Genomic DNA, 24,034 nt, shown 5'->3' with positions numbered 1-24,034 from the left:
GCGATCAATAAAAATTTACTTACTTCTTCCAGATTGTTAAAGAACGTACAGCACTTGATCTCTAAAAGATCAAACCTAAATCGCAACCAAACTGGCTGACTTACGTTTGAACTTTTGGTGGAGGATGACGGGATCGAACCGACGACCCCCTGCTTGCAAAGCAGGTGCTCTCCCAGCTGAGCTAATCCCCCATTGGGTAAGACTGGTAGGGCTGGTTGGACTCGAACCAACGACCCCCGCGTTATCAACACGGTGCTCTAACCAGCTGAGCTACAGCCCCAAATGCTGTTCTTTATATTGACAGTCGATAAGTGTGAACGCTTGATGAGTGAACCGTTTAACGGGTTCGTGCCACTCTAGAAAGGAGGTGATCCAGCCGCACCTTCCGATACGGCTACCTTGTTACGACTTCACCCCAGTCACGAATCCTACCGTGGTAAGCGCCCTCCTTGCGGTTAAGCTACCTACTTCTGGTAAAACCCGCTCCCATGGTGTGACGGGCGGTGTGTACAAGACCCGGGAACGTATTCACCGCGACATGCTGATCCGCGATTACTAGCGATTCCAACTTCATGCAGTCGAGTTGCAGACTACAATCCGGACTACGATACACTTTCTGCGATTAGCTCCCCCTCGCGGGTTGGCGGCGCTCTGTATGTACCATTGTATGACGTGTGAAGCCCTACCCATAAGGGCCATGAGGACTTGACGTCATCCCCACCTTCCTCCGGTTTGTCACCGGCAGTCTCATTAGAGTGCCCTTTCGTAGCAACTAATGACAAGGGTTGCGCTCGTTGCGGGACTTAACCCAACATCTCACGACACGAGCTGACGACAGCCATGCAGCACCTGTGTGATGGTTCTCTTTCGAGCACTCCCAAATCTCTCCGGGATTCCATCCATGTCAAGGGTAGGTAAGGTTTTTCGCGTTGCATCGAATTAATCCACATCATCCACCGCTTGTGCGGGTCCCCGTCAATTCCTTTGAGTTTTAATCTTGCGACCGTACTCCCCAGGCGGTCTACTTCACGCGTTAGCTGCGTTACCAAGTCAATTAAGACCCGACAACTAGTAGACATCGTTTAGGGCGTGGACTACCAGGGTATCTAATCCTGTTTGCTCCCCACGCTTTCGTGCATGAGCGTCAGTTTTGACCCAGGGGGCTGCCTTCGCCATCGGTGTTCCTCCACATATCTACGCATTTCACTGCTACACGTGGAATTCTACCCCCCTCTGCCAAACTCTAGCCTTGCAGTCTCCATTGCCATTCCCAGGTTGAGCCCGGGGATTTCACAACAGACTTACAAAACCGCCTGCGCACGCTTTACGCCCAGTAATTCCGATTAACGCTTGCACCCTACGTATTACCGCGGCTGCTGGCACGTAGTTAGCCGGTGCTTATTCTTCAGGTACCGTCATTAGACCTCTGTATTAGAAAGACCCGTTTCTTCCCTGACAAAAGAGCTTTACAACCCGAAGGCCTTCTTCACTCACGCGGCATTGCTGGATCAGGCTTGCGCCCATTGTCCAAAATTCCCCACTGCTGCCTCCCGTAGGAGTCTGGACCGTGTCTCAGTTCCAGTGTGGCTGGTCGTCCTCTCAGACCAGCTACTGATCGATGCCTTGGTAGGCTTTTACCCTACCAACTAGCTAATCAGATATCGGCCGCTCCAGGAGCATGAGGTCTTGCGATCCCCCACTTTCATCCTTAGATCGTATGCGGTATTAGCGTAACTTTCGCTACGTTATCCCCCACTCCAGGGTACGTTCCGATATATTACTCACCCGTTCGCCACTCGCCGCCAGGTTGCCCCGCGCTGCCGTTCGACTTGCATGTGTAAGGCATGCCGCCAGCGTTCAATCTGAGCCAGGATCAAACTCTTCAGTTTAATCTCTGTTACTTTTGCCGTTTTACCGGCACTCTTATTGCTAAGAGGTCGCTCACTCAAAATACTGACAGGCCACTACTTTCGTAGCGCCTATTTCATTACTTCTTGTGAACATTTGATATTTTAAGTATCGCGGAACCGAAGTCCCGCGTGCACTTTCATCAAACGTCCACACTTATCGACTGTTAATTTTTAAAGAACTTGTTCGGTACTGCTTGGTACTGCTTGCTGAAGAAGCGTTGTGTTCATCAGCGAAGAGGCAAGATTATGAGGCGTTTCGAATATTTCGTCAAGCACTTCTTTTTCTTCATCTTCTTCGTTTCACGCCGTATTGTGTACGTCGTTCTGCGAGGGGGCGAACTATAGCAAGGGCCGCCGCTGCTGACAAGGGTAAAATAACAAATTCATCGATTGCCAGGCAGGCCATGTTCATTCTTCCAACTATCTCCCCTACTCATAACGATGCGCTAGGCGCCTTGCTCGACAAGGCCATCAACAACAAGACCAAACCGCTCGGCAGTCTGGGAGTGCTGGAATCGCTGGCAAGGCAAATTGGCCTGATACAGAACAGCCGCGAAGTCGCGCTGACGCAGCCGGCCATCCTGGTCTTTGCGGCCGATCACGGCGTCGTCGCCGAAGGCATCTCCGCCTATCCCCAGGACGTTACCTGGCAAATGGTGGAGAGCTTCCTGGCGCGCGGCGCGGCCATCAACGTCTTCGCGGCGCAAAACAACTGCGAATTGCGCGTCATCGACGCCGGCGTCAATCACGACTTCGGCCCGCGCGACGGCCTGACGGACCGCAAGCTGGCCCACGGCACCCACAACTTCGCGCAGGAACCGGCGATGACCCACGCCACCTGCGAGGCGGCGCTGGCCGCCGGCATGGTGCTGGCCGCCGAGTTGGACGGCAATGTCGTCGGCTTCGGCGAAATGGGCATCGGTAACACCACCGCCGCCGCAGCGCTGATGCATAAGCTGACGGACATCCCGGTCGCCAATTGCGTGGGCGCCGGCACCGGCCTCTCCGCCGACGGCATCCTGCACAAGCAGCGCGTGATTGAAGCGGCGGTCGCCAAGCACGAAAACATCAAAGAACCGCTCGACGTGCTGGCCACCTTCGGCGGATTGGAAATCGCCATGATGGCGGGTGCCATGCTGAAGGCGGCCGAACTGCGCAAGGTGCTGCTGATCGACGGCTTCATCGTCACCAGCGCGCTGCTGGTCGCCGCCCGCCTGCAGCCAGCCATTCTCGATTACTGCGTCTTCGCGCACTGCTCCGACGAAAACGGCCACCAACAAATGCTAGCCGCGCTGGACGCCAAACCACTGCTCAATCTCGGCTTGCGACTGGGCGAAGGCACCGGCTGCGCGCTGGCGCTGCCGCTGCTGCACGCGGCGGTCAACTTCCTGAACCAGATGGCCACCTTCGAATCGGCCCAGGTCAGCGAGAAGTCTGAGTAAAGGCAGCGCCAGTGCACCAGCTCCGACTGTTCTTCACCGCGCTGCAATTCTTCACGCGCCTGCCGATCCCGCGCTGGGTGGGTTTCGATCCCGCCTGGCTCAATCAGGCGTCGCGCTATTTTCCGCTGGTCGGCGTGGTCGTCGCGCTGATCGCCGGAGCGGTCTACGCGGTCGCCTTCAAGTTCTTCCCTCCAGTGATCGCCGTCATCCTGTCGGCCGCCGCCGGTATTTACGCCACCGGCGCCTTCCATGAAGACGGCTTTGCCGATATGTGCGACGGTTTCGGCGGCGGCATGACGCAGGAACGCGTGCTGGAAATCATGAAGGATTCGCGCATCGGCGCCTACGGCGCGATCGGGATCTTCTGCCTGCTGCTGCTGAAGTGCGCGATCTTGACCCGAATACCACCGTTCGGGGTATTGGCGGCCCTGCTGGTGGCGCACCCGATGTCGCGGCTGATGGCGGTCTCGCTGATCTGGCGGCTGGACTACGCGCGCGCCGAGGGCAAGGCAAAGCCGCTGGCCCAAAAAATGCGCAACATGGAATTCGCCATCGCCGCCATCACGGCTTTGCTGCCTGCGCTGATACTTATATATCTGGGCTGGCTGTCGTGGACAATGCTGATCAGCGGCTGCGCCTTCGCACTGGTGGCGACCTTCTGGCTGGCGCGGAAGTTCGTTCGCCGCATCGGCGGCTACACGGGGGACTGCCTCGGCGCGGTACAGCAAGTGACCGAGGTGGTCTTCTATCTGTGCGTGCTCGCCGGGCTGCATACCAGCGCGCCATTTGAGGTTTTCTGAGCCGTGCGGCTGATACTCATTCGTCATCCCCAACCGCTGGTCGCGGCGGGCGTCTGCTATGGCAGCACCGATCTGGACGTCGCGCCGGCGGAACTGGCGCGCACCCTCGCCGAGCTGGCGCCGCAACTGCCGGCCGGTTTGCCGCTATATTCCAGTCCATTGCGCCGCTGCGCCGGACTGGCCGCCGGCCTGTCGGCCACGCCGATTTTCGACGCCCGCCTGGTAGAAATGCACTTCGGCGGCTGGGAGATGCGCGCCTGGGACGACATTCCGCGCGCCGACGTCGACGCCTGGGCCGCGGATCTGGTCAACTACCAACCGGGCGGCGGCGAGAGCGTGTTGCACATGGCCGCGCGCATCGCAGCTTTCCACGCCGACCTCCAGCGCCAGCTGGGCGACGACGGCGAGGCCATCGTCATCTGCCACGCGGGCGCCATGCGTTTGCTGTCCGCCTGCCATGCCGGCCTGCCGCCCCCGGAGATGGCCCTGCAAGCCGCCCGGACGCCGCACCATATCGCCTACGGCGCCCAGCTTGTCCTGGCGTGACGCCCGTCGCCGTCACCTTCAAGTCGCAGCCATCCGCAGTTTGAGAAAGGCGTTGACGGTCAACCTTCCGACCGTTGGATCGTCGACCATCAACTCCGGTCGCGTGATAAACCCGGAGTGGAACAGCCCACCATTGTAGAAAATCGCCCGATTGAACTTGGGCGCGACCGTCAGCACTTTCTCGAAATGGTCGTCGGAGGCGATGGCGTAGGTCGGCGCGGAGACGCCGGCCGGCGCCTCCCCCGCCTGGTCCATGCGCTTCAAATCAAGCAACCAGGCGTCGATTTCCTCGATCGGAAGCTTGGGCTTGAAAAAGCTGGTGCCGCCGAGCCGCTCGTCCTTGAACAGATACAGCACCATCGCGCCGACGCCTTCCATTGGCCCCAGGCCGTAGGAGTCGCGGTGCGGAATGCGCTGGCCCGGCAACAGCTGCTCCGGACGACGCGTCACCAGCGACAGGCGGCTGTTTATGCTGAGCACACGGCGCGCCTTGAGCGGCGTGCGCGCATGCAGCAAGAACGCTTCCTGCATGCTGGCGACGATGCGACCCGTTAGCGGGAGCTCCGGTCCCGGATAATAGTTACCGGCCGAGTCGACGAAATGCCGGTGCTCCAGCGCCGCGTACTCCACCATGATCTCCGGTTCCGCCAAAAAATTATCGACGACGACGCACTGGTGGCCGTCGAAAATCGGCACCACGCTCACCAGCGGGCGGGGATTGACCATCGGCCGCACCGCGCGCGCGGGCGTAGACGGAGGCTGGGAAGAACGTAGGTCGAACATGCGCGCTCCTGCGACAATGAAAGGGCTTGGTTTGTTTGGCGGCAGCCATCATATCGAAAAAAGCCTGTCGTCTCCCACCAACTGTGAACTATTTTTCACTAGGGGAGCCCCCGGCAAAGCCGTATAATGACCGGCTTTGGTGCCCGCGCGTCCGTCCGGATGCGCAGTTAAACGGGAAACACGAAGCCGCCCGGCGGCCCACGTGTGCTGCCCCCGCAACGGTAAGCAAGTGTCGCGCGGCGCGCGACAAACCAGCTCTGACAACCACTGTGCTCCGCATGGGAAGGTGAGATGGTCTAACTTGCCAGCCCGGATACCGGCCAAAGCAGGTGGAAGTGGGCGAACCGAATGCGCGCGCGCATCTCTCGGCTCTCCGCTTCTGTTCAATCTGGCCCACGGGGAAGTAGGCCGGTTGCTCCTAACAGAAAAATAAATCATGTCCTTTCCGCTCTCCCGCCTGGCCTGCCGCCCGGCGGCACTGACCTCGCTGGCACTGGCAATGGCCGCCGCCTTCTCGCACAACGTCGCCCATGCCGACGAGGCGCCCGCCGACACCGTCGTGGTGACCGCCACCCGCACGCCGCAACCGCTGGCCGACATCATCAGCGACACCGTCACCATCAAGGCCGAACAAATCGCCGAAGCCGGCGCCGGCTCGGTGGTCGACCTGCTCAAACGCCAGCGCGGCATCGAAGTGACGCGCAACGGCGGCGCGGGCAGCTCGTCCAACGTCTACATCCGTGGCGCCAACAGCAATCAAAGCATCGTGCTGGTCGACGGCGTGCGTATCGGCTCGTCCACCACCGGCGCCGCCAACTGGAGCGCCATTCCGCTGACCGCGATCGACCATATCGAGATCGTCTACGGCGCACTGAGCTCCCTGTACGGCGCCGACGCGATCGGCGGCGTGATCCAGATCTTCACCAAAAAAGGCCAGGGTGCCCCGGCGGTGACGGCCTTCGCCGGCTATGGCAGCGACAACACGCGCGAAGCCGATGTGACGGTATCGGGCGCCACCGGCGGTGAACACAGCTTCGGCTACGCGGTCAGCGCCGGCAAGGAAAAGTCGGACGGCTTCTCGACCTCCCGTCCCGGCCTGACCTCGTACAATCCGGACGACGACGGCTACGACAAGGAAAACGTCTCCGGTCAATTCAGCCTGCAACTGGCCAAGGGCTACGAGGCCGGTGCGCTTTTCCTGCATAGCAAACTCAATTCGCAGTACGACGCCCTGCGTGCCGGCACCTACGACGTGCGCAGCAAGAACGTCATCGACACCGCCAGCGTCTACGCCAAGGCGCAACTGCTGCCGGTCTGGGACAGCCTGCTGCAATACTCGGAGACCAAGGACAAAGGCGAAAACTACACCAACGCCACCGCCGCCGGCTATGCGCGCATCAAGACCAAGCAAAGCTTCATCACCTGGCAAAACGATGTGCGTGTCGGCGCCGACCTGCTGCAACTGCTGTACGAGCACCGCGAAGAGAAGGTACAGAGTAACGGCTCCAACGGTGTGCTGAACCGCCAGCGCGACACCAACTCGTTCGCCGCCTCGTACAACGCCCGTCGCGGCGCCAATCTTCTGAGCGCGAGCGTCCGCCGCGACAACACGCTCTACGGCTCGCAGAATACCGGCTCGCTGGGCTACGGCTACAACATCACACAGGCATTGCGCGCCACCGCCAGCTACGGCACCAGCTTCCGCGCGCCGACCTACAATGAGTTGTACTTCCCGGAGTATGGCAATCCCGCCAACAAACCGGAAGAAGGCCGTAACGCCGAAATCGGCCTGCGTTACGACGATGGCGTCAACGCGCTGAGCGCCGGCTACTACCGCAACCGCCTGACGGACATGCTCGTCAACATCAACCCATGCCCGTTCGGCCGCGCCGGCTATCCAAGCGGCTGCGCTTACAACGTCAATCGCGCCACGCTGGAGGGCATCACGCTGTCGGGCGCTACCAGGCTGGCCGGGATCAACCTCGCCGCCAACCTCGATCTGCAGGACCCGAAGGATGAGACGACCGGCAAGCGCCTGCAGCGCCGCTCGAAAAAACACGGCAACCTGACCGCCGACTATGCCATCGGCGCGCTGAAGGCCGGCGTGGAGCTGGAAGTATCGGGCGACCGCTATGACGACGCGGCCAACAGCAACCGCCTGGGCGGCTACGGGCTGGTGAACCTGTACGCGACCTACGCCTTCTCGCGCGACTGGTCGGCGCTGGTCCGCTGGAACAACATCGGCGACAAGCAGTACGACCTGGCGCGGTACTACAACACACCGGGTTCGAAGGTGTTTGCGGGTATCCGCTACGGGTATAAATAGACACGAAAACACGTGGGACGGATTACGGTGTTCTCGCTAAGTCTTGCTTAAGCTTGTAATACTGTAATCTGCCAGTGCTTCCCACTCTCTGAAAGTAGTGCATGCATTCTTTCTCACGCAATCTGCAGCAGCGCGCCGCCGTCACCCTGACCGGCCTGGCCCTGTTCGCGTTTGCCAGCCTGGTTTTCTCGGGCATGACCGGTTCGGTCGCGATTCCCCTTTCCGATATTCCCGCAGCGGTCAACGATCTGCTGCACGGCCAGACTACCACCTTGTCGGCCACCCTGCTCGATCTGCGCCTGGGCCGCGCCATCACCGCCTTCGTCACCGGCGCGGCGCTGTCGCTGGCCGGCGTCATGATGCAGGCGCTGTTGCGCAACCCCCTGGCCGACCCTTATGTCCTCGGCATATCCTCCGGCGCCTCGGTTGGCGCGCTGGCCGCGCTGATGTTCATGTGCGCCGCGTGGATGGTCGACGCGGCGGCCTTCGCCGGCGCGGTGGTGGTGTCGATGATGCTCTACATGCTGGCCCGGCGCGACCTGCGCGGCGGCGCGGCGGCCGAAGGCGGCACCGCCCTGCTGCTGCTGACCGGCGTGATCCTGTCTTCAGCCTGCATGGCGCTGGTCACCTTGATGCTGTCGATCGCGCCGGAGAGCCGCCTGCGCACGATGGTGTTCTGGATGATCGGCGACCTGTCAGGCGCGCCGCTGCGCTGGATGCCGTGGGTGGTGCTGGCCGGGGCGCTGCTCTTCGCGCTGCGCAACGCGCGCGCCATGAACGTGATGGCGCTGCACGCGGAAGCCGCGGCCACCCTGGGCATCCGCGTCGGCGCCTTGCGCAAAGGCCTGTTCTTCACCTCCGGCCTGCTGACCGCCAGCGCCGTGACCAGCGCCGGCAGCATCGGCTTCGTCGGCCTGATCGTGCCGCACGCCTGCCGCTTTGCCGTCGGTCCCGACCACCGCTTGCTGATCCCGGCGGCGGCGCTGGCCGGCGGCAGCTACCTGCTGCTGGCCGACACGCTGGCGCGCACCATCATCGCGCCGCAACAGCTGCCGGTGGGCGTGGTCACGGCCTTGATCGGCGCGCCGGTGTTCCTGTATCAGCTGCATCGGCTGCGTCAATAATATGCTCAGCACCCATCACCTCTCCCTGAAAATCGGCCAGCGCCAGCTGATCGCGGACCTGGACTGGCTTGTCCAGGACGGCGAATGCTGGAGCGTCATCGGCCGCAACGGCGCCGGCAAAAGCACCCTGCTGCGCACACTGGCCGGCCTGCGCCCGCCGGACGGCGGCCACGTGGCCATCGGCGGCCGTGCGCTGAAGGACTGGCCGCTGGCCGAACTGGCGCGCCAGCGCGCCTTCCTGGCGCAGAGCCGCAGCGACGCCTTCGCCTATACCGTGATCGAAACCGTGCTGTCGGCGCGCCACCCCTACCACGACAACCGCTATTGGGAAGGCGGCGAGGACCAGGCCATCGCCATGAAGTCGCTGGAGGCGATGGAGGTGGCCGGACTGGCCGCGCGCGACGTGCGCACGCTGTCCGGCGGCGAACGGCAACGCGTGGCCATCGCCGCCATGCTGGCGCAGGACACGCCGCTGTTGCTGCTCGACGAACCGGCCAACGCCCTCGATCTGGGCCACCAGGTCGGCGTCATGAAGCTGCTGTCGCAGCTGTGCCGCGAACAAGGAAAAACCGCCGTCATGATCGGCCACGACCTGACCCTGGCGCACGGCGTCTCCACCCACGCGCTACTGCTGATGGGCGACGGCCGCTGGCTGGCCGGCGCCACCGCCGACGTGATGCGGGCCGATCTCCTGAGCGAGTACCTGGGCCACCCGATCGACATCATCCAGCACGGAAAACGCAGCATCTTCATTCCCACCGAGGACCAAGAATGACCGACCAGAATAAAGAAGACACCGCAGCCGTCAGCGCCGAAACAGCGGCGCTCAACGAGCGCCATCGCGTGCGCATGGAGCGCAAGAAGGCCATCATCGACGCGCAGATCGCCGCCGCCGACAAGCAGATCGGCATCATCATCGTCAACACCGGCAACGGCAAGGGCAAGAGCTCGAGCGGCTTCGGCATGGTAATCCGCGCGCTGGGCCACGGCATGAAGGTCGGCGTTGTGCAGTTCATCAAAGGCGCGATGCAGACCGGCGAGGAAGCCTTCCTGCGCCGCTTCCCGGATGAGGTGAGCTTCCACACGATGGGTGAAGGCTACACCTGGGAGACGCAAAACCGCGAGCGCGACACCGAAAAAGCGCTGCTGGCGTGGGAGCAGGCCAAGAAATTCCTGGCCGATCCCGCTATCGGCCTAGTGGTATTCGACGAGCTGAATATCGCGCTGAAATACCGCTACCTGGACGTTGAAACGGTGATCAACGATCTGCTGGCGCGTCCGCCGATGCAGCACGTCGTCATCACCGGGCGTGGCGCACCGCCGGAGCTGATCGCCATCGCCGACACCGTCACCGAAATGGAAGTCGTCAAGCACGCCTTCAAGGCCGGCATCGGCGCGCAACTGGGGACCGAGTGGTAATGGCCACTGTCAAAGCACTGCTGATCGCCGCCGTGGCCTCGGGCCAGGGCAAGACCACCGTGACGGCGGCGCTGGCGCGCAAACTGGTTCGCTTGGGCAAACGGGTGCGCGTGTTCAAGTGCGGCCCGGATTTCATCGACCCGATGCTGCTGGAACGCGCCAGCGGCGCGCCGGTGCGCACGCTGGATCTGTGGATGGTCGGCGCGGAACAGTGCCGCGCCCAGTTGGCGCAGGCGGCCGCCGAAGCGGACGTGATCCTAATCGAAGGCGTCATGGGCCTGTACGACGGCACGCCGTCGTCGGCCGACCTGGCGCGCGAATTCGGCGTGCCTGTGATGGCGGTGATCGACGCCTCCTCGATGGCGCAAACCGCCGGCGCGCTGGTGCATGGCCTGCGTGACTACGGCCCGGTCGACATGGCGGGCGTGATCGCCAACCGCGTCGCCAGCGAGAACCACGCCAAGATGGTGGCGGCGTCGCTGCGCGATATTCCGCTGTTCGGCACCATGCCGCGCCAGACAAGATCGCTGCCGGAACGCCATCTCGGCCTGGTGCTGCCGGGGGAAGTGAGCGACATCGACGGATTGCTCGATACGCTGGCCGACCAGCTGGCGTTCGACGAAGCGGCGTGGGACCGGCTGCGCAACATCGACATAACGACTCCCGTGGCGATAGATCCGGAGCCGGCGCCCGCACTGGCCGGGAAAACCGTCGCCATCGCGCGCGATCCCGCGTTCATGTTCCTCTACCCGGCCAACCTGGATACCCTGACGGCCCTCGGCGCGACGCTGACATTTTTCTCGCCGCTGGCGGACGAAAAGGTGCCCGACGGCGCCGACGCGGTCTATCTTCCCGGCGGCTACCCCGAACTGCACGCCGAGGCCTTGTCGCGCGCGGACGCGTGGAAATCGTCGATACGCGCCATCCACGCGGCGGGCATCCCCATCGTCGCGGAATGCGGCGGCATGATGGCGCTGGCCGATACGCTGGCCGACCAATCCGGCGCGATCTGGCCGATGGCCGGCCTACTGACCGGCACTGTGGCAATGCAGCCACGCCTGGCCGGCCTCGGGCCGCAGGCGCTCCCCACGGAGCACGGAATTTTGCGTGGCCACACGTTCCATTACTCCAAATTGGCGACAACAGTGGAGCCGGCGGCGCATACTATTAAACATCCCTCCGCAATACAAGGCGAAGCCTGGTATCGCGCAGGATCGCTCACCGCTTCTTATTTTCACGCTTACTTCCCATCCAACCCGGCGGCTGTCGCCGCCCTGTTTTCAAGGAGTCCGGTATGACACGTACACTCGTTCTGGGCGGCGCACGCTCCGGTAAAAGCGCTTACGCCGAGCGCTTGGCCGTAGAATCAGGCAAGGAAGTCGTCTACATCGCCACCGCCACCGCCGGCGACGCCGAAATGGCGGCCCGCATCGCGCATCACCGCGCCACCCGCCCCGGCGAATGGACCACCGTCGAGGAGCCGCTGGCCCTCGGTAACCAGTTGCTGCGCTGGTCGTCCCCGGACCGCCTGATCATGGTCGATTGCCTGACGCTTTGGCTCAGCAACCTGCTGTTCAGCAGCGGCGAAGAGTATCCGGAAGTCGGCGAGATCACGCTGCCGGCGTTGTTTCACGAGCAGCAGGACATGCTGGCCAGCGCGCTGCTCAAATGCACCAGCGACGTGGTGCTGGTGTCGAACGAGGTAGGCCTGGGCATCATGCCGTCCGGCGCCATCTCGCGCTGCTTCCTCGACGAACAGGGACGATTGAATCAATCGGTGGCGGCGATCTGCGACCGCGCGGTGTTCGTCGCCGCCGGCCTGCCGCTGGTATTAAAAGGATAGCCGTGCTGTCAGGGTTGAGCTTTTACGCCGTTGCGGTGTTGATGGTGGCCGGCGTACTGCTGGACTTTTTACTGGGCGAGGCGCGCCGCTGGCATCCGCTGGTCGGCTTCGGCAATCTGGCGATGGCGCTGGAACGCCGCCTCAATCGCGGCGGTACGCGCTTCTGGCGCGGCGTACTGGCCTGGGCGCTGGCAGTGCTGCCGCTGAGCGCCATCGCCACCTTGCTGGTTTGGCTGGCAGCACCGCTGAGCGCATGGTTGATGTACGCGCTGCACGCCTTCATGCTGTACTTCGCGCTGGGCCTGCGCAGCCTGCGCGACCACAATTTGCCGATCGCCGAGGCGCTGGCGCGCGACGACCTACCCAACGCTCGTTTGCTGACGGCCCGCATCGTCAGCCGCGATACCACCGGCGCCAGCGAAATCGAACTGACCAAGGCCAGCGCCGAATCCCTGCTTGAAAACGGCAATGACGCCGTCTTCGGCACGCTGTTCTGGTTTATCGTCGCCGGCGGCCCTGGCGCGGTCATGTTCCGCATGGCGAATACGCTCGACGCCATGTGGGGCTACCGCACTCCCCGCCTGCTGCAATTCGGCTGCGCCCCCGCGCGTCTGGACGATGCGCTCAATTACCTGCCCGCGCGTCTGACCGCGCTCTCCTACGTGCTGCTGGCGCCGGGATTGCAAGGAAAACGGCGCGCCTGGGCATGCTGGCGCGCGCAAGCGCCGGCGTGGAGCAGCCCGAACGCCGGCCCGGTCATGGCCAGCGGCGCCGGCGCGCTCGGCGTGCAACTGGGCGGCGCGGCCATCTACGACGGCGAGGTCGAAGAACGTCCGCCGCTGGGCCAGGGCGAACCGGCCACCGGCGCCGATATCGCCCGCGCATGGCATCTGGTGGTGCGCACCACGGCGCTGTGGCTATCCTGCGCGCTGGTCGCGGCGTTTATCCTGGAGTACGTGCATGCTTGAACACGGCGGCAACCTGCGCGACGCCGCGTTGCGTTTCGGCCGCGGCGACTGGCTCGATCTGTCGACCGGCATCAACCCGCGCTGGTATCCGGCGCCGCCGCTCCCGGACAACGCGTGGCATCGCCTGCCCGAAGCCGATCCGGAACTGGCGCGCGCGGCTCAGACCTACTACGGCGCGCCGCTGATGTTGCCCGTGGCAGGCACGCAGGCGGCGATACAAGCGCTGCCCCGCTTGCGCAAGCCGTCGCGCGTAGCCGTCACCGCGCCGTCTTACGCGGAGCACGCGCATCACTGGAGCGATCACGGTCACACTCTCACCCAAACACCATACGCAGAACTGGATGCGGCGGTCGCCGCCAACGACGTCGTGGTCATCGTCAATCCCAACAACCCCACCGGCGCCACGGTGCCGAAAGCCCGGCTGCTGGAATGGGCGGACCAACTGGCTGCGCGCGGCGGCTGGCTGGTCGTCGACGAAGCCTTCGGCGACACGTCGGAGCACAATAGCGTCGCCGCCCATAGCGACAGACCGGGCTTGATCGTACTGCGTTCGGTCGGCAAATTCTTCGGGCTGGCCGGCATCCGCCTCGGTTTCGTCGCCGCCCATCCGGACCTGCTGCGCGGCCTGGCGGACCTCCTCGGCCCCTGGACCATCAGCGGTCCCGCCCAGCACATCGCCATCGCCGCGCTGCGCGACAAACAATGGCAAGCCGGCACGCGCGAACAACTCGACGCCAGCGGCGAACGCCTGCGCCGGCTGCTGTCCGCGAACGACATCGCATCGAACGGCACGCCTTTATTCCAGTGGTGGAGCGAGGCGCGGCCGGAGGCGTTCTGGCAGCACATGGCGGAACGCGGCATCTGGGTACGGCTGTTCACGCACGCCGCGCGCGGCATCCGCCTTGGCCTGCCCCCGGACGAAGCTGGATGGAATCGCCTACAAAAAGCATTGAACGAATGGACCAACCAATGAAAATGAATCAAATCGCGGCGCTCTGCCTGTGCACAGCGGCCGTCGCCGCCGGAGTATCCGCCGCCGACGCCGGCGCCGCCCCCATCACCGTGCGCGACGACGACGGCAACATGATCACGCTGCAAAAGCCGGCCCAGCGCATCATCGCGATGGCGCCCCATGTGACGGAACTGCTGTACGCGGCCGGCGGCGGCGACCGGATCGTCGGCGCCGTCACGTATAGCGATTTCCCGGAAGCGGCAAAGAAGATTCCGCGTATCGGCACCAACCGCCAGATCGACATGGAACGCGTGATCGCCATGAAGCCGGACCTGATCGTCGCCTGGATGCACGGCAGTTCCGAGCGCCAGATCGAAACGCTGCGCCAACTGGGCATTCCGATCTTCCATAGCGAGCCATTAAAACTGGACGGCATCCCCGACAACCTGCTGCGCCTCGGCCAGTTGATGGGCACCGAGAACGTCGCGCAGCCCGCCGCTGCGGACATTCGCAAGCAGTTTGCGGCGCTGGCCAAACAGTACTCCAACCGCCCGCCGGTGCGCATGTTCTACCAGGTGTGGGACAAACCGCTCTACACGCTCAACGGCGTGTCCATTGTCAGCGACGCCATGCGCCTGTGCGGTGGCGTCAACATCTTTGCCGACCTCAAAACGACGGCGCCCGTGGTCAGCGTGGAAGCGGTGCTGCAGGCCGACCCGGAGGCGATCTTCGGCACCGCCGAAAAGGATTATGGCGGCGTCGCGCTGTGGAAGCCTTACACCACGATGAAAGCGGTCCGCAACGACAACCTCTTTACCCTGGACGGCGAGCTGCTGAACCGCGCCGGCCCGCGCATGGTCGCCGGCACCTCCATCCTGTGCGAAAAAATCGAACTGGCACGCCAGCACAGGAAGAATTAAAGTGAGCTTTCCCTATTCGACCCTGATGGTACAGGGCACCACCTCGGACGCCGGCAAGAGCACCGTGGTCGCGGCCCTGTGCCGCCTGCTCAAGCGCCTGGGCGTGCGCGTGGTGCCGTTCAAGCCGCAGAACATGGCCCTCAACAGCGCGGTCACCGCCGACGGCGGCGAGATCGGCCGGGCGCAGGCGCTGCAAGCCATCGCCGCCGGCCTGGCGCCCCACACGGACATGAATCCGGTCCTGCTCAAGCCATCGAGCGACATCGGCGCGCAGGTCATCATCCATGGCAAAGTGCGCGCCGAGATGAACGCGCGCGACTACCACCAATACAAAACCGTGGCGATGCAGGCGGTGCTGGAATCGCACGACCGCCTGCTGAACCAGTACGACAGCGTGATCGTCGAAGGCGCCGGCAGTCCGGCGGAGATCAATCTGCGCGATCGCGACATCGCCAACATGGGCTTCGCCGAAAAGGTCGATTGCCCGGTGGTGCTGGTGGCCGACATCGATCGCGGCGGCGTGTTCGCGCACATCGTCGGCACCTTGTCCTGCCTGACGGAGAGCGAGCGCGCGCGCACCATCGGCTTCGTCATCAACCGCTTCCGGGGCGATATCAAGCTGCTGGAACCGGGCCTGGAGTGGCTGGAACAGCAGACCGGCAAGCCGGTGCTCGCCGTGCTGCCGTATCTTCACGGCCTGTTCCTGGACGCCGAGGACGCGGTGCAGCCGGTACAGGCGTCCAAGGGCGCGTTCCGCGTGGTGGTACCGAGCCTGCCGCGCATGAGCAACCACACGGACTTCGATGCGCTGCGCGCCCATCCCGACGTCGACCTGCATTTCGTGCGCCAGGGCGAGCCGATTCCCAAGGCGGATTTGATCATCCTCCCGGGCAGCAAGAACACGCGCGGCGATCTCGAATGGCTGCGCGCGCAAGGCTGGCCGAAGGAAATCGACCGCCACCTGCGCTACGGCGGTAAAGTCATCGGCGTGTGCGGCGGCTTCCAGATGTTGGGCCGCAGCGTCACCGATCCCCTCGGCATCGAGGGCAAGGCCGGCGACTCGGACGCCCTCGGCCTGCTCGACATGGTCACCGAGATGACGGCCGACAAACGGCTGGAACAAGTCAGTGGCACCTGCGCCTTCGACGCCGATGGCGCCACCGTGGCGGGCTACGAGATCCACATGGGCACCTCGACCGGCGGCGCGCTGGCGTCGCCAGCCTTCCTGATCGACGGCCGGCCGGAGGGCGCGCGTTCGGCCGACGACCAGATACTGGGCACCTACCTGCATGGCCTGTTCGATACGCCGGAAGCCAGCGGCGCGCTGTTGCGCTGGGCCGGCCTGCATTCGGAACACACGGTCGATACCTCGGCGCTGCGCGAAGCCAGCCTGGATCGCATCGCCGACGCCACCCAGCCACTGCTCGACGCCCTGATCGCGCTGAAGAAGGCGCCATGAATCGACACGCTTTTTCGAACGCCGAAATCGAGGGCGTCTACCGCGCGATACGCGAGCGGCGCGATGTGCGCCACTTCAAGCCGGGGCCGCTGGAGGACGGACAGCTGCTGCGCTTCATCGCCGCCGCGCACAACGGGCCTAGTGTCGGCTTGATGCAGCCGTGGCGCTTTATCCGCATCGCCAGTGCGGCGCTGCGCGCCAGCATCCACCAGCACGTGAACGAGGAGCGTATCAAGACCGCCGAGGCGCTGGGCAAACGCGCGGAAGAGTTCATGCAGCTGAAGGTGGAAGGCATCCTGGCCTGCGCCGAAGTATTGGTGGTGGGCCTGGTCGACAAGCGTGACAACTATGTGTTCGGCCGCCGGACCATGCCGGAGATGGACCTGGCGTCGGCATCGTGCGCGCTGCAAAACTTCTGGCTGGCCGCGCGCGCGGAGGGTATCGGCGCGGGCTGGGTGTCGATGTTCGATCCGCAACGGTTGCGCGAGATTTGCGGCATGCCGGAGGGCAGCCAGCCGATCGCGGTGCTGTGCGTGGGGCAGGTGGAGGAGTTTTACACCGCGCCGATGCTGGAGCTGGAGCGCTGGGACCTGCGCCGCCCGCTGAGCGAGATCATGTTCGAGGACCGCTGGGGAGCGGGTGTCGACGAAAAACCCGGCGCCCCATACAATCCGGCCTAATGACCCGACCTTGCCTTTTATGTGACAATTGAAGGCATGGATACTTCTGCCGCCAAACGCTACCTGCCCTGGGTCGTCGCCACCGCCCTCTTCATGGAGCAGTTGGACTCGACCATCGTCAACACGGCGATTCCCAGCATGGCGGTCAGCCTGCAGGTCACGCCGCTGAGCTTAAAAGCCGTCGTCACCAGCTACATCCTTAGCTTGGCGGTGGCGATCCCCATCAGCGGCTGGATGGCCGACCGCTTCGGCACCCGGCGCGTCTTCATGTCGGCGGTGGCGATTTTCACGGTGGCGTCGATCCTGTGCGGCCTGTCCGTCAATTCGCCGATGCTGGTGGCGGCGCGGCTGCTGCAAGGCCTGGGCGCGGCGATGATGATGCCGGTCGGACGGCTGGCCATCATCCGCACCTTCCCCAAGGCCGAGCTGCTGGCGGCGATGAATTTCGTGATCATCCCGGCGCTGATCGGCCCCCTGCTCGGCCCCACCGTAGGCGGCTTGATCGTCCACTGGCTGACGTGGCGCGATATCTTCTTCGTCAACGTGCCGGTCGGCCTGGCGGCCATCTTCCTGGCCCACCGCTACATGCCGGACTATCGGGGCGACGGCGCGCGGCCGCTGGACCTGATCGGCCTTGTCCTCTTCGGTACCGGGGTGGCCTTGCTGTCATGGCTGCTGGAAGTCTTCGGCGAACACAAACTCGATGCGACATCGGCGGCGGTGCTGCTGCTGATCGCGTGCAGCCTGCTGGCCGCCTATGTGTGGCACGCGCAGGATGCCAAGTTCCCGCTGCTGCGGCTAGCGCTGTTCAAGATCCGCACCTTCCGTGTGTCGGTGGCGGGCGGCTTCGTCACGCGCATCGGCGTGGGCGGACTGCCGTTCCTGCTGCCGCTTTTATACCAGCTGGGCCTCGGCCTGCCGGCCTGGCAATCTGGCCTGCTGATGATGCCGTCCGCCGCCGCCGCGATGGGCATGAAGTTCATCTCGGCGCGCGTGCTGGCCAGGTTCGGCTACCGCCAGGTGCTCACCGTGAACACGCTGCTGATCGGCGCGACCATCGCCATGTACGCGCTGGTCCATCAGGGCACGCCGCTGTACGTGATCGTGATGATCAGCCTTTGCCTGGGCTTTTTCAATTCGCTGCAGTTCTCCAGCATGAACAGCATCGCCTACGCCGATGTCGACAACGCCGATTCGAGCATGGCCAGCACCATCGCCAGTTCGATGCAGCAGCTGTCGATGAGTTTCGGTCTGGCCGCCGGCTCGCTGATCACCGGCTGGTTCCTCGGCGACCTGCCGCAGTCGAACCGGCTGGCGCTGACGTCGGCGCTGCACTACGCCTTCATCACGCTGGCGGTGCTGACAATGCTGTCGTCGCTGACCTTCCGGTCGCTGCGCAAGGAGGATGGCGAAAGCCTCAGCAAGGGCACGGCTAGCCGGGCGGCTTGACGAACAGGCGGTTCACATAAGGGTCGAGGACCAGCGGGCCCTGATACACCTCGGGCGAGTACTGGTAGGCATAGCTGGGCAGCAGCGAGTACTGGATCTGCAGCATCAGGCGCGGTTGCCGCGCCGGCGCCGTGCCCTTGTGGATGCCGGCGGTATCGACGGCGAAGCAGAACCCGCGCGAGCCGACCGCCGTCAACAACATGTCGGCGCCGTAGGCGCTGGAGATCTCGGTGTCGGAATAAAAACGCAGGCGCATTGGCGCTTGGGTCAGATGGCTGCCATGCAGATACACGTGCGGTCCGGCGTCAAAATCGACGTCGGTCAGGTAGACCAGCACTTTCAAATAGCGCCAGTCCTCCGAGTCGCGGTGGAAAGCCTGCAGCGAGCTGCAATCCCCTTCCACCGGAAACGACCAGCGCAGCCCGAGCGCGGAAATCGTCGGCTTGCAGTCCATGTAGCGGGCGGCCAGGCCCAATAATGGCGGGCTGTTGGCCAGCGCCAGGATGTGCGGGCAGGCGATGACGTCGCGTAAATGATAGTCGGCCACCCGCACCCCGGTGGGCGCCTGCAGCAGCGTGAACGCCGCGCGGTCCCGGTCGCGGTCGAACAAGGACTTATTCTTTAGATAATCCTTGATCTCGTCGCATTGCGCATTGTCGAGCAAGTTTCCCAGCGGCGCATAGCCGCTGTCGCTCAGGTCCGCCAGCGCGGCCACCTCCAGTGCTGTATTGCCGTACAACTCTTTTCCCGATCCTTGGCGCACGCGCAAGGCGCCGCTCAGCGCGCGCACCACCATGCGGCGCAGTGCGGGCCGCGTGACAATGCGCTGACTGTAATACAACAGGCTGTGGAGAGGGGCGAAACGGCGGCCCGGGGTCAGCTGCGCATATTCCATTTGGAAATTCCTTCCGGGTTCATCCCTCAGAAGGTAACAACCCGCCGCCCCGGGCGCTTTGATATCGGCTAAACCCCTTGCTTGCGCCGGCGGATCATGACGCCGATCAGGCCCATCCCGCCCAACAGCATGGCGTAGGTGGCCGGTTCCGGCACGGCGGCGGCAGCGGTCACGTCGGTGTAGGCGCCGTTGAAGTTGAACATCGCCCGCTGGCCGTTGATGCTGGTCATACCGATCAACGCCAGGAAGCTGGCGTCGGCCGAATAGTCGCCCAACAGGCGGAAGGCGTATCCGCCCGTGACGGCTTCGGTGAAGGACAGCGTCTTGCCGCTGACCACGGCGCCCAGTCCGTTGAAAGTCAGCGAGGACGAACCGAGCTGCACCGAGGCGTTGTCGAGCAGCGACAGGCTGGCGAAGGTTTGGCCGTCCGCGCCGGCGTTGGTCAGACGCAGCGCGCCGCCGTTCAGGATCAGCTGGCTGCCGGCGGCGATGCGGTTGGCGCCATCCAGGGTCAGGGTGCCGCCAGTCAATACGGTGTCGCCGGAGTAGGTGCTCACACCGGACAAGACGACATCGCCGCTTTTGAATTCGACCCGGTTGAAGTTCGAAATCGCTCCGGCGTAGGCGAAGCTGCCGCCGGCCTGGACCACCATCGTGTTCATGCCGCCGACGCCACCGTTGATATCGCCGTTGATGCTGCCGCCGGTAATGGTCAGGCTGTTGCTACCGCTGCCCATTTCGATGGCCTTGCCGCTACTGGCGCCATTGATGTTGCCGCCGCTGACAATGACGGTATTGTCGGCGCCGGTCTTGATCGCGGCGTTGGTCGCGCCGCCGCCCTGGATCGTGGCGCCAGCCTGGTTCAGAATGGTGACGGTATATCCGCTGCCGGCGCCGACGGCGACGATGGCCGAATCGCTCTGGCCGCGGATCAGACCGCCGGCTTGATTGGTGATCGTCGCGTTGCCATACAACCCTTCGCGAGTGCCGTTGCTCAGATCGTTACCAGCCAAGGTGATGCCGCGCCCGACCGCGTTGGCGTTGCCCGCCGAGACCAGTCCTTCAATTATGCCGCTGTTGGTGACGGCGCCGCCACCGAAGCTGATGCCTTCGCTGTAAGCCAGACCGTCGGCCGGCGCGCTGAAGGCGTTGACCGAGCGAATGATGCCGGTGTTGGTGATGGTGGCCAGACCGTCGACGTCCAGCCCGTCGCCATCGCCGGTGACGCCGTGGCCGATGATGCTGCCGTGATTGATGATGTTGGCGGTCTGGTTCTTGTTAAAGCCGTCCAGGTTGATGCCGGAACCGTTGCTGCCACGAACCACGCCGCCGGCCAGGTTGGTCAGGTCGATAACGAAGCTGTCGCCGGCCTTGTCCTGTCCGCCCGTGATGCCGTGGCGGGCGCCCTCGATCAGGCCGGTCGCACCGTTGAAAATCTTGATGCCGGTGTTGCCCTGGGCATCGACGCCATCACTGCTGGCGCCGCTGGTGGTGATCGAGCGGATAGTGCCGTTGTTGTTGACCACGCCGTTGACGCCGGCGCGCACCGCGTCCGCCTCGGTCGCCTGCAGCAGGCCGCCGCTGAAGTTGTTGACGACGTTGGCGCCGCTGGTGATGGAACTGAAGTCGACCGCCTGGGCGCCGCCGGCGCTGGCGTTGAGCGAAATCATCGAACCATAGTTGTTCAGCGTGACGCTGGCATTGGCCTTGTTCATCTGGATCACATCGGCGTCGGCGGTCTGCATCAACGCCGCGCCGTTGGCGGCGCTGCCGTTGATGATGAGCAGCCCGGTGGCGCCCGTGTTGTCGCGGACCACGCGGCCGCTGCCGGTCTGGCGGATGCCGCCCTGATTGTTGAGTGTCGCGTTGTTGCCGGTGATGGTCACCGCCACCGCGCCGCCGCCGACCGTCAGCGATCCGCTGGCGGTCACGGTGCCGGTGTCGTCCTTGCCGAGGGTGCGGACGGTACTATTGGCGCCGGTGATGGTGAAATCGGCGGCGAAGGCCGATTGCATGGTCAGCGGCAAGGTCGCCGCGACCAGCAAGGCCTGGATGGCGGAGGAAGCTTTCGGCAAGGTGATCTGCATAGTTGTCCCGGATATTGTAGTAAGCAAACTTTCAATATCCCATAAAATTATGACAAGATCGTGACGCCAGGCGGGCGCAGGCCCGCCCCTCCTTCAATTAAAACGACGTCAACGCCTTGCTGAACTTGATCAGCCACAGGCGGCTTGGACGCTCGCGGTCGTCGCCACGGGCGACGCGGATCGTGTTGGCCGCATTGCACCCGGCGGCGCCGCTGGTGATGATGACGCCATTCGCATCGACATTGCACTTGGTGACGTCGGCATCGTCCACCGCCACGCCGGCCGCGTCGTAGACCTTGGTTTTGAGGCCGAAGTCGTTGTCGTTGACCAGCGCGAGCGTGTTGCCGTCGACGATGGTCAAACCTTCGGCCTTTTCCGCCAGCCAGCCGATCGCGTTCAGGTCGAGCAGCTGGGTTTTCTTCAGCGCCACCACGGATTTCCAGTCTGCGCCATTGACGGCCGCGCCGCCCATGCTGCTCTTTTCCAGATCCGACGTCGTCACGTTGTAGGCCGCCGCCGCGATGTTGGTCGCCGCGCCGATCTCCACCAGCATCAGCTTGTTAAATACCTTGCCGCCCGGCGCCGCGCCCTGCTCGATCACGATGAACTTGCCGTTGCCCAGCGCAACCACGTCACCCAGCTTGGCGTTGCCGGTGCGGCCATCCTGATAGTCGGCGCCGTCGAGCGGATAGGCGTACATCTTGCCGGACGTGCCGGTGGTCGGATCGAACTCGACCCAGCGGGTAAAGCGCGCGTAGCGTTCGACCGCCTCGTTCTTGCCGGTGACCGAATACGGCGCGTTGCCGTCGGAAAGCGGACTTTGCAGGAAGGCGTGCAGCTTGTCGGTGGTGGTGTCGAGCGCCATGCCTTCCATGCCGCGATTGGCGCGGCGCTTGAGGAAGATTTCCGGCAAGCCGCTGCCGGGCGCGTACTTGTTCAGGATGATGCCGGTGGCCGGATCGATCTTGACGATGAACGGACCGTATTCGTCCGACACCCACAGCACATTGCGTTTCTTGTCGACGACGATGGCTTCGGAGTCCAGGCCGCCGGCGTTGAAGGTGGCTTTGCCGGCGGCGTCGTACTTCATCACATCCATCACCGGCAACTCGGCCGAATTGCCGACCGAGCCAGGCGCAACCGGCAGGCCGGAAGCATTGACGTTGGCCGAGACCTTGATCGGCGTCGACGCTGTCAGCACCGCGCCGGATTTGCCGACGGTGATCAGGCCGAACGCCGGCGTGAAGCTAGGCGACGGGAAGATCTTGGCGCCGGTAACGCCGGTGCCGCTCAACGACGGCAGGTTCGGACCGTCGCCGTTGGGGCCGCGATCGGTCAGGCCGTAGAACTCCAGGTCGCCATTGGCGGCGACGCCTTTGAACGCGATCGAGGAACCATAGGATGGCAAGAAGCCGAGCGGGAAATCTTCCTTGACCTTGGCGTTGCTGCCTTCGTAAGGGATGTAGAAATTGTTGGCCGCCTGGATTTGATAGCGGGTCACGCTGACAGCGACATCGCCGAGTTGGGTCTTCTGGGTGAAGGATTCGTTGACCGGCGTGCCCACCTTGGAGGCCAGCGTGTCTTCGAAGTGTTCACGTACAAGGCCGCGACGGTTGTCGTCGACGGTGCGGGCGGCGTACTTGGCGCCGGCGGCTTTCAAGTTGTCGGTCATGGCGGTATTGAAGGTGGAGGCGGACGCGCCGAAGTCCGCGCTTTTGGAGGCGAGCGCGGTTTTCACGTCGGCGGCGAGCTTGATGCCGTTCGACGGATCGCTATCTTCATCCAGCAGCTGCAGGGCCAGCAAGCGGTTGATCACTTTGACGTCCTTGATGTCGGTAACGCCAGCCAGTTGCAGCGGCGTGATGGTGGCCGCGCAAGGTGCGCTGCCCAGGGCAATACCGCCGATACTGAAGCTGACGGTGTCGCCAGCGTAACACGTGAACTCGCCTTTGGAAGTCGTGCTGGCTTTGGCGGCGGTGCCGGCGACATAGTCCAGGTTTTCCACCGCGCCATCGAGGAACACGCCGGTCATCGACTGGCGAACTGGCGCCTCGTTATCGCTGCCACCGCAGCCGGCCAGGACGGAGAATACAGCGAGCGACAATAAGGAAAGAGTTTTCATGCGAACGGGCCTCAAATTGAAAAAGAGGCAAGTCTAGCGGGGCTATGTGACCAGAGTGTGACGAGAAATATGGACGAAAAAAAGCCCCGACCAGATCACTGGAAGGGGCTTTTTTATATATAACTAGCCTGACGATAACCTACTTTCACACTGGTTGCAGCACTATCATCGGCGCAGAGTTGTTTCACGGTCCTGTTCGGGATGGGAAGGGGTGGGACCAACTTGCTATGGTCATCAGGCATTGACTTGTACTGGGCTGCGCGCATTGCGTCGCCCTGAATCTGGAAGTAGTAAGTAATCAGTATCTCA

General features: G+C 63.6%; 19 protein-coding genes, 2 tRNA genes, 2 rRNA genes and 1 riboswitch. Of the genes, 15 read left to right on the top strand and 8 right to left on the bottom strand.

Annotated elements, in window-relative coordinates; translation table 11 throughout:
* Positions 1-115: 115 nt before the first annotated feature.
* The 3 genes from NHH73_05510 to NHH73_05500 all read right to left on the bottom strand — a co-directional run bounded on the left by NHH73_05510 (position 116) and on the right by NHH73_05500 (position 1,889).
* Positions 116-191, bottom strand: a tRNA-Ala gene (locus NHH73_05510).
* A 12-nt stretch (positions 192-203) separates the two neighbouring features.
* A tRNA-Ile gene (locus NHH73_05505) sits at positions 204-280 on the bottom strand.
* A gap of 80 nt (positions 281-360) precedes the next feature.
* Positions 361-1,889, bottom strand: a 16S ribosomal RNA gene (locus NHH73_05500).
* 425 nt (positions 1,890-2,314) lie between these two features.
* On the opposite strand from NHH73_05500, the gene cobT reads away from it, so the two are divergent.
* Genes cobT through NHH73_05485 form a run of 3 tightly spaced genes read left to right on the top strand, consistent with a single transcriptional unit; the run spans position 2,315 to position 4,698 of the window.
* Complete coding sequence (gene cobT, locus NHH73_05495) at positions 2,315-3,352, top strand: nicotinate-nucleotide--dimethylbenzimidazole phosphoribosyltransferase (protein ID USX27752.1); 1,038 nt, start codon at positions 2,315-2,317, stop codon at positions 3,350-3,352.
* An 11-nt stretch (positions 3,353-3,363) separates the two neighbouring features.
* Positions 3,364-4,152 (top strand): adenosylcobinamide-GDP ribazoletransferase, encoded by a 789-nt coding sequence (locus tag NHH73_05490; GenBank protein USX27751.1) that lies wholly within the window; start codon positions 3,364-3,366, stop codon positions 4,150-4,152.
* 3 nt (positions 4,153-4,155) lie between these two features.
* Positions 4,156-4,698 (top strand): histidine phosphatase family protein, encoded by a 543-nt coding sequence (locus NHH73_05485; protein USX27750.1) that lies wholly within the window; start codon positions 4,156-4,158, stop codon positions 4,696-4,698.
* 18 nt (positions 4,699-4,716) lie between these two features.
* On the opposite strand, the gene NHH73_05480 is transcribed toward NHH73_05485, so the two are convergent.
* The gene (locus NHH73_05480; protein ID USX27749.1) at positions 4,717-5,481 is read right to left on the bottom strand and encodes a DUF6445 family protein; all 765 of its coding nucleotides are present in this window, start codon (positions 5,479-5,481) and stop codon (positions 4,717-4,719) included.
* Between the two features lie 120 nt (positions 5,482-5,601).
* Positions 5,602-5,821, top strand: a riboswitch (cobalamin riboswitch).
* A 96-nt stretch (positions 5,822-5,917) separates the two neighbouring features.
* Here NHH73_05480 and NHH73_05475 point away from each other — a divergent pair.
* The 12 genes from NHH73_05475 (at position 5,918) to NHH73_05420 (ending at position 18,621) form a co-directional block, all read left to right on the top strand.
* The gene (locus tag NHH73_05475) at positions 5,918-7,807 is read left to right on the top strand and encodes a TonB-dependent receptor (protein USX27748.1); all 1,890 of its coding nucleotides are present in this window, start codon (positions 5,918-5,920) and stop codon (positions 7,805-7,807) included.
* 101 nt (positions 7,808-7,908) lie between these two features.
* The gene (locus NHH73_05470; protein USX27747.1) at positions 7,909-8,931 is read left to right on the top strand and encodes an iron ABC transporter permease; all 1,023 of its coding nucleotides are present in this window, start codon (positions 7,909-7,911) and stop codon (positions 8,929-8,931) included.
* 1 nt (position 8,932) lies between these two features.
* Positions 8,933-9,706 (top strand): ABC transporter ATP-binding protein, encoded by a 774-nt coding sequence (locus tag NHH73_05465; GenBank protein ID USX27746.1) that lies wholly within the window; start codon positions 8,933-8,935, stop codon positions 9,704-9,706.
* Positions 9,703-10,350, top strand: coding sequence for a cob(I)yrinic acid a,c-diamide adenosyltransferase (gene cobO / locus NHH73_05460; GenBank protein ID USX27745.1), 648 nt, complete (start codon positions 9,703-9,705; stop codon positions 10,348-10,350). The genes NHH73_05465 and cobO overlap by 4 nt, the downstream gene beginning before the upstream one ends.
* Positions 10,350-11,648, top strand: coding sequence for a cobyrinate a,c-diamide synthase (locus tag NHH73_05455; GenBank protein USX27744.1), 1,299 nt, complete (start codon positions 10,350-10,352; stop codon positions 11,646-11,648). The genes cobO and NHH73_05455 overlap by 1 nt, the downstream gene beginning before the upstream one ends.
* A complete protein-coding gene (gene cobU, locus NHH73_05450) occupies positions 11,645-12,193 on the top strand; it encodes a bifunctional adenosylcobinamide kinase/adenosylcobinamide-phosphate guanylyltransferase (GenBank protein ID USX27743.1) in 549 nt (182 codons plus the stop codon). The genes NHH73_05455 and cobU overlap by 4 nt, the downstream gene beginning before the upstream one ends.
* Positions 12,194-12,195: 2 nt before the next feature.
* Positions 12,196-13,161, top strand: coding sequence for an adenosylcobinamide-phosphate synthase CbiB (cbiB, locus tag NHH73_05445; GenBank protein ID USX27742.1), 966 nt, complete (start codon positions 12,196-12,198; stop codon positions 13,159-13,161).
* A complete protein-coding gene (gene cobD, locus NHH73_05440) occupies positions 13,154-14,134 on the top strand; it encodes a threonine-phosphate decarboxylase CobD (protein USX27741.1) in 981 nt (326 codons plus the stop codon). The genes cbiB and cobD overlap by 8 nt, the downstream gene beginning before the upstream one ends.
* Positions 14,135-14,136: 2 nt before the next feature.
* Positions 14,137-15,033, top strand: coding sequence for a cobalamin-binding protein (locus tag NHH73_05435; GenBank protein USX29562.1), 897 nt, complete (start codon positions 14,137-14,139; stop codon positions 15,031-15,033).
* 25 nt (positions 15,034-15,058) lie between these two features.
* Positions 15,059-16,492: a cobyric acid synthase gene (locus tag NHH73_05430; GenBank protein ID USX29561.1), complete on the top strand. Its 1,434-nt coding sequence runs from the start codon at positions 15,059-15,061 to the stop codon at positions 16,490-16,492.
* On the top strand, positions 16,489-17,172 hold the full coding sequence (gene bluB / locus NHH73_05425) for a 5,6-dimethylbenzimidazole synthase (protein USX27740.1): 684 nt from the start codon (positions 16,489-16,491) through the stop codon (positions 17,170-17,172). Before NHH73_05430 ends, bluB begins: the two co-directional genes overlap by 4 nt.
* 36 nt (positions 17,173-17,208) lie before the next feature.
* A complete protein-coding gene (locus NHH73_05420; protein USX27739.1) occupies positions 17,209-18,621 on the top strand; it encodes a DHA2 family efflux MFS transporter permease subunit in 1,413 nt (470 codons plus the stop codon).
* On the opposite strand, the gene NHH73_05415 is transcribed toward NHH73_05420, so the two are convergent.
* The 4 genes from NHH73_05415 to rrf all read right to left on the bottom strand — a co-directional run bounded on the left by NHH73_05415 (position 18,605) and on the right by rrf (position 23,964).
* Complete coding sequence (locus tag NHH73_05415) at positions 18,605-19,516, bottom strand: hypothetical protein (protein USX27738.1); 912 nt, start codon at positions 19,514-19,516, stop codon at positions 18,605-18,607. The genes NHH73_05420 and NHH73_05415 overlap by 17 nt on opposite strands.
* Positions 19,517-19,584: 68 nt before the next feature.
* Positions 19,585-21,603 (bottom strand): FxDxF family PEP-CTERM protein, encoded by a 2,019-nt coding sequence (locus NHH73_05410; protein ID USX27737.1) that lies wholly within the window; start codon positions 21,601-21,603, stop codon positions 19,585-19,587.
* 97 nt (positions 21,604-21,700) lie between these two features.
* Positions 21,701-23,725: an esterase-like activity of phytase family protein gene (locus tag NHH73_05405; GenBank protein ID USX27736.1), complete on the bottom strand. Its 2,025-nt coding sequence runs from the start codon at positions 23,723-23,725 to the stop codon at positions 21,701-21,703.
* A 126-nt stretch (positions 23,726-23,851) separates the two neighbouring features.
* Positions 23,852-23,964: ribosomal RNA gene (gene rrf, locus NHH73_05400) — 5S ribosomal RNA — on the bottom strand.
* Positions 23,965-24,034 lie beyond the last annotated feature (70 nt).

This window comes from Oxalobacteraceae bacterium OTU3CINTB1, assembly GCA_024123955.1.
Classification (GTDB): domain Bacteria; phylum Pseudomonadota; class Gammaproteobacteria; order Burkholderiales; family Burkholderiaceae_D; genus Rugamonas.
The sequence above is the reverse complement of the archived record's forward strand: the minus strand, read 5'-3'. Positions and strand labels throughout refer to the sequence as shown.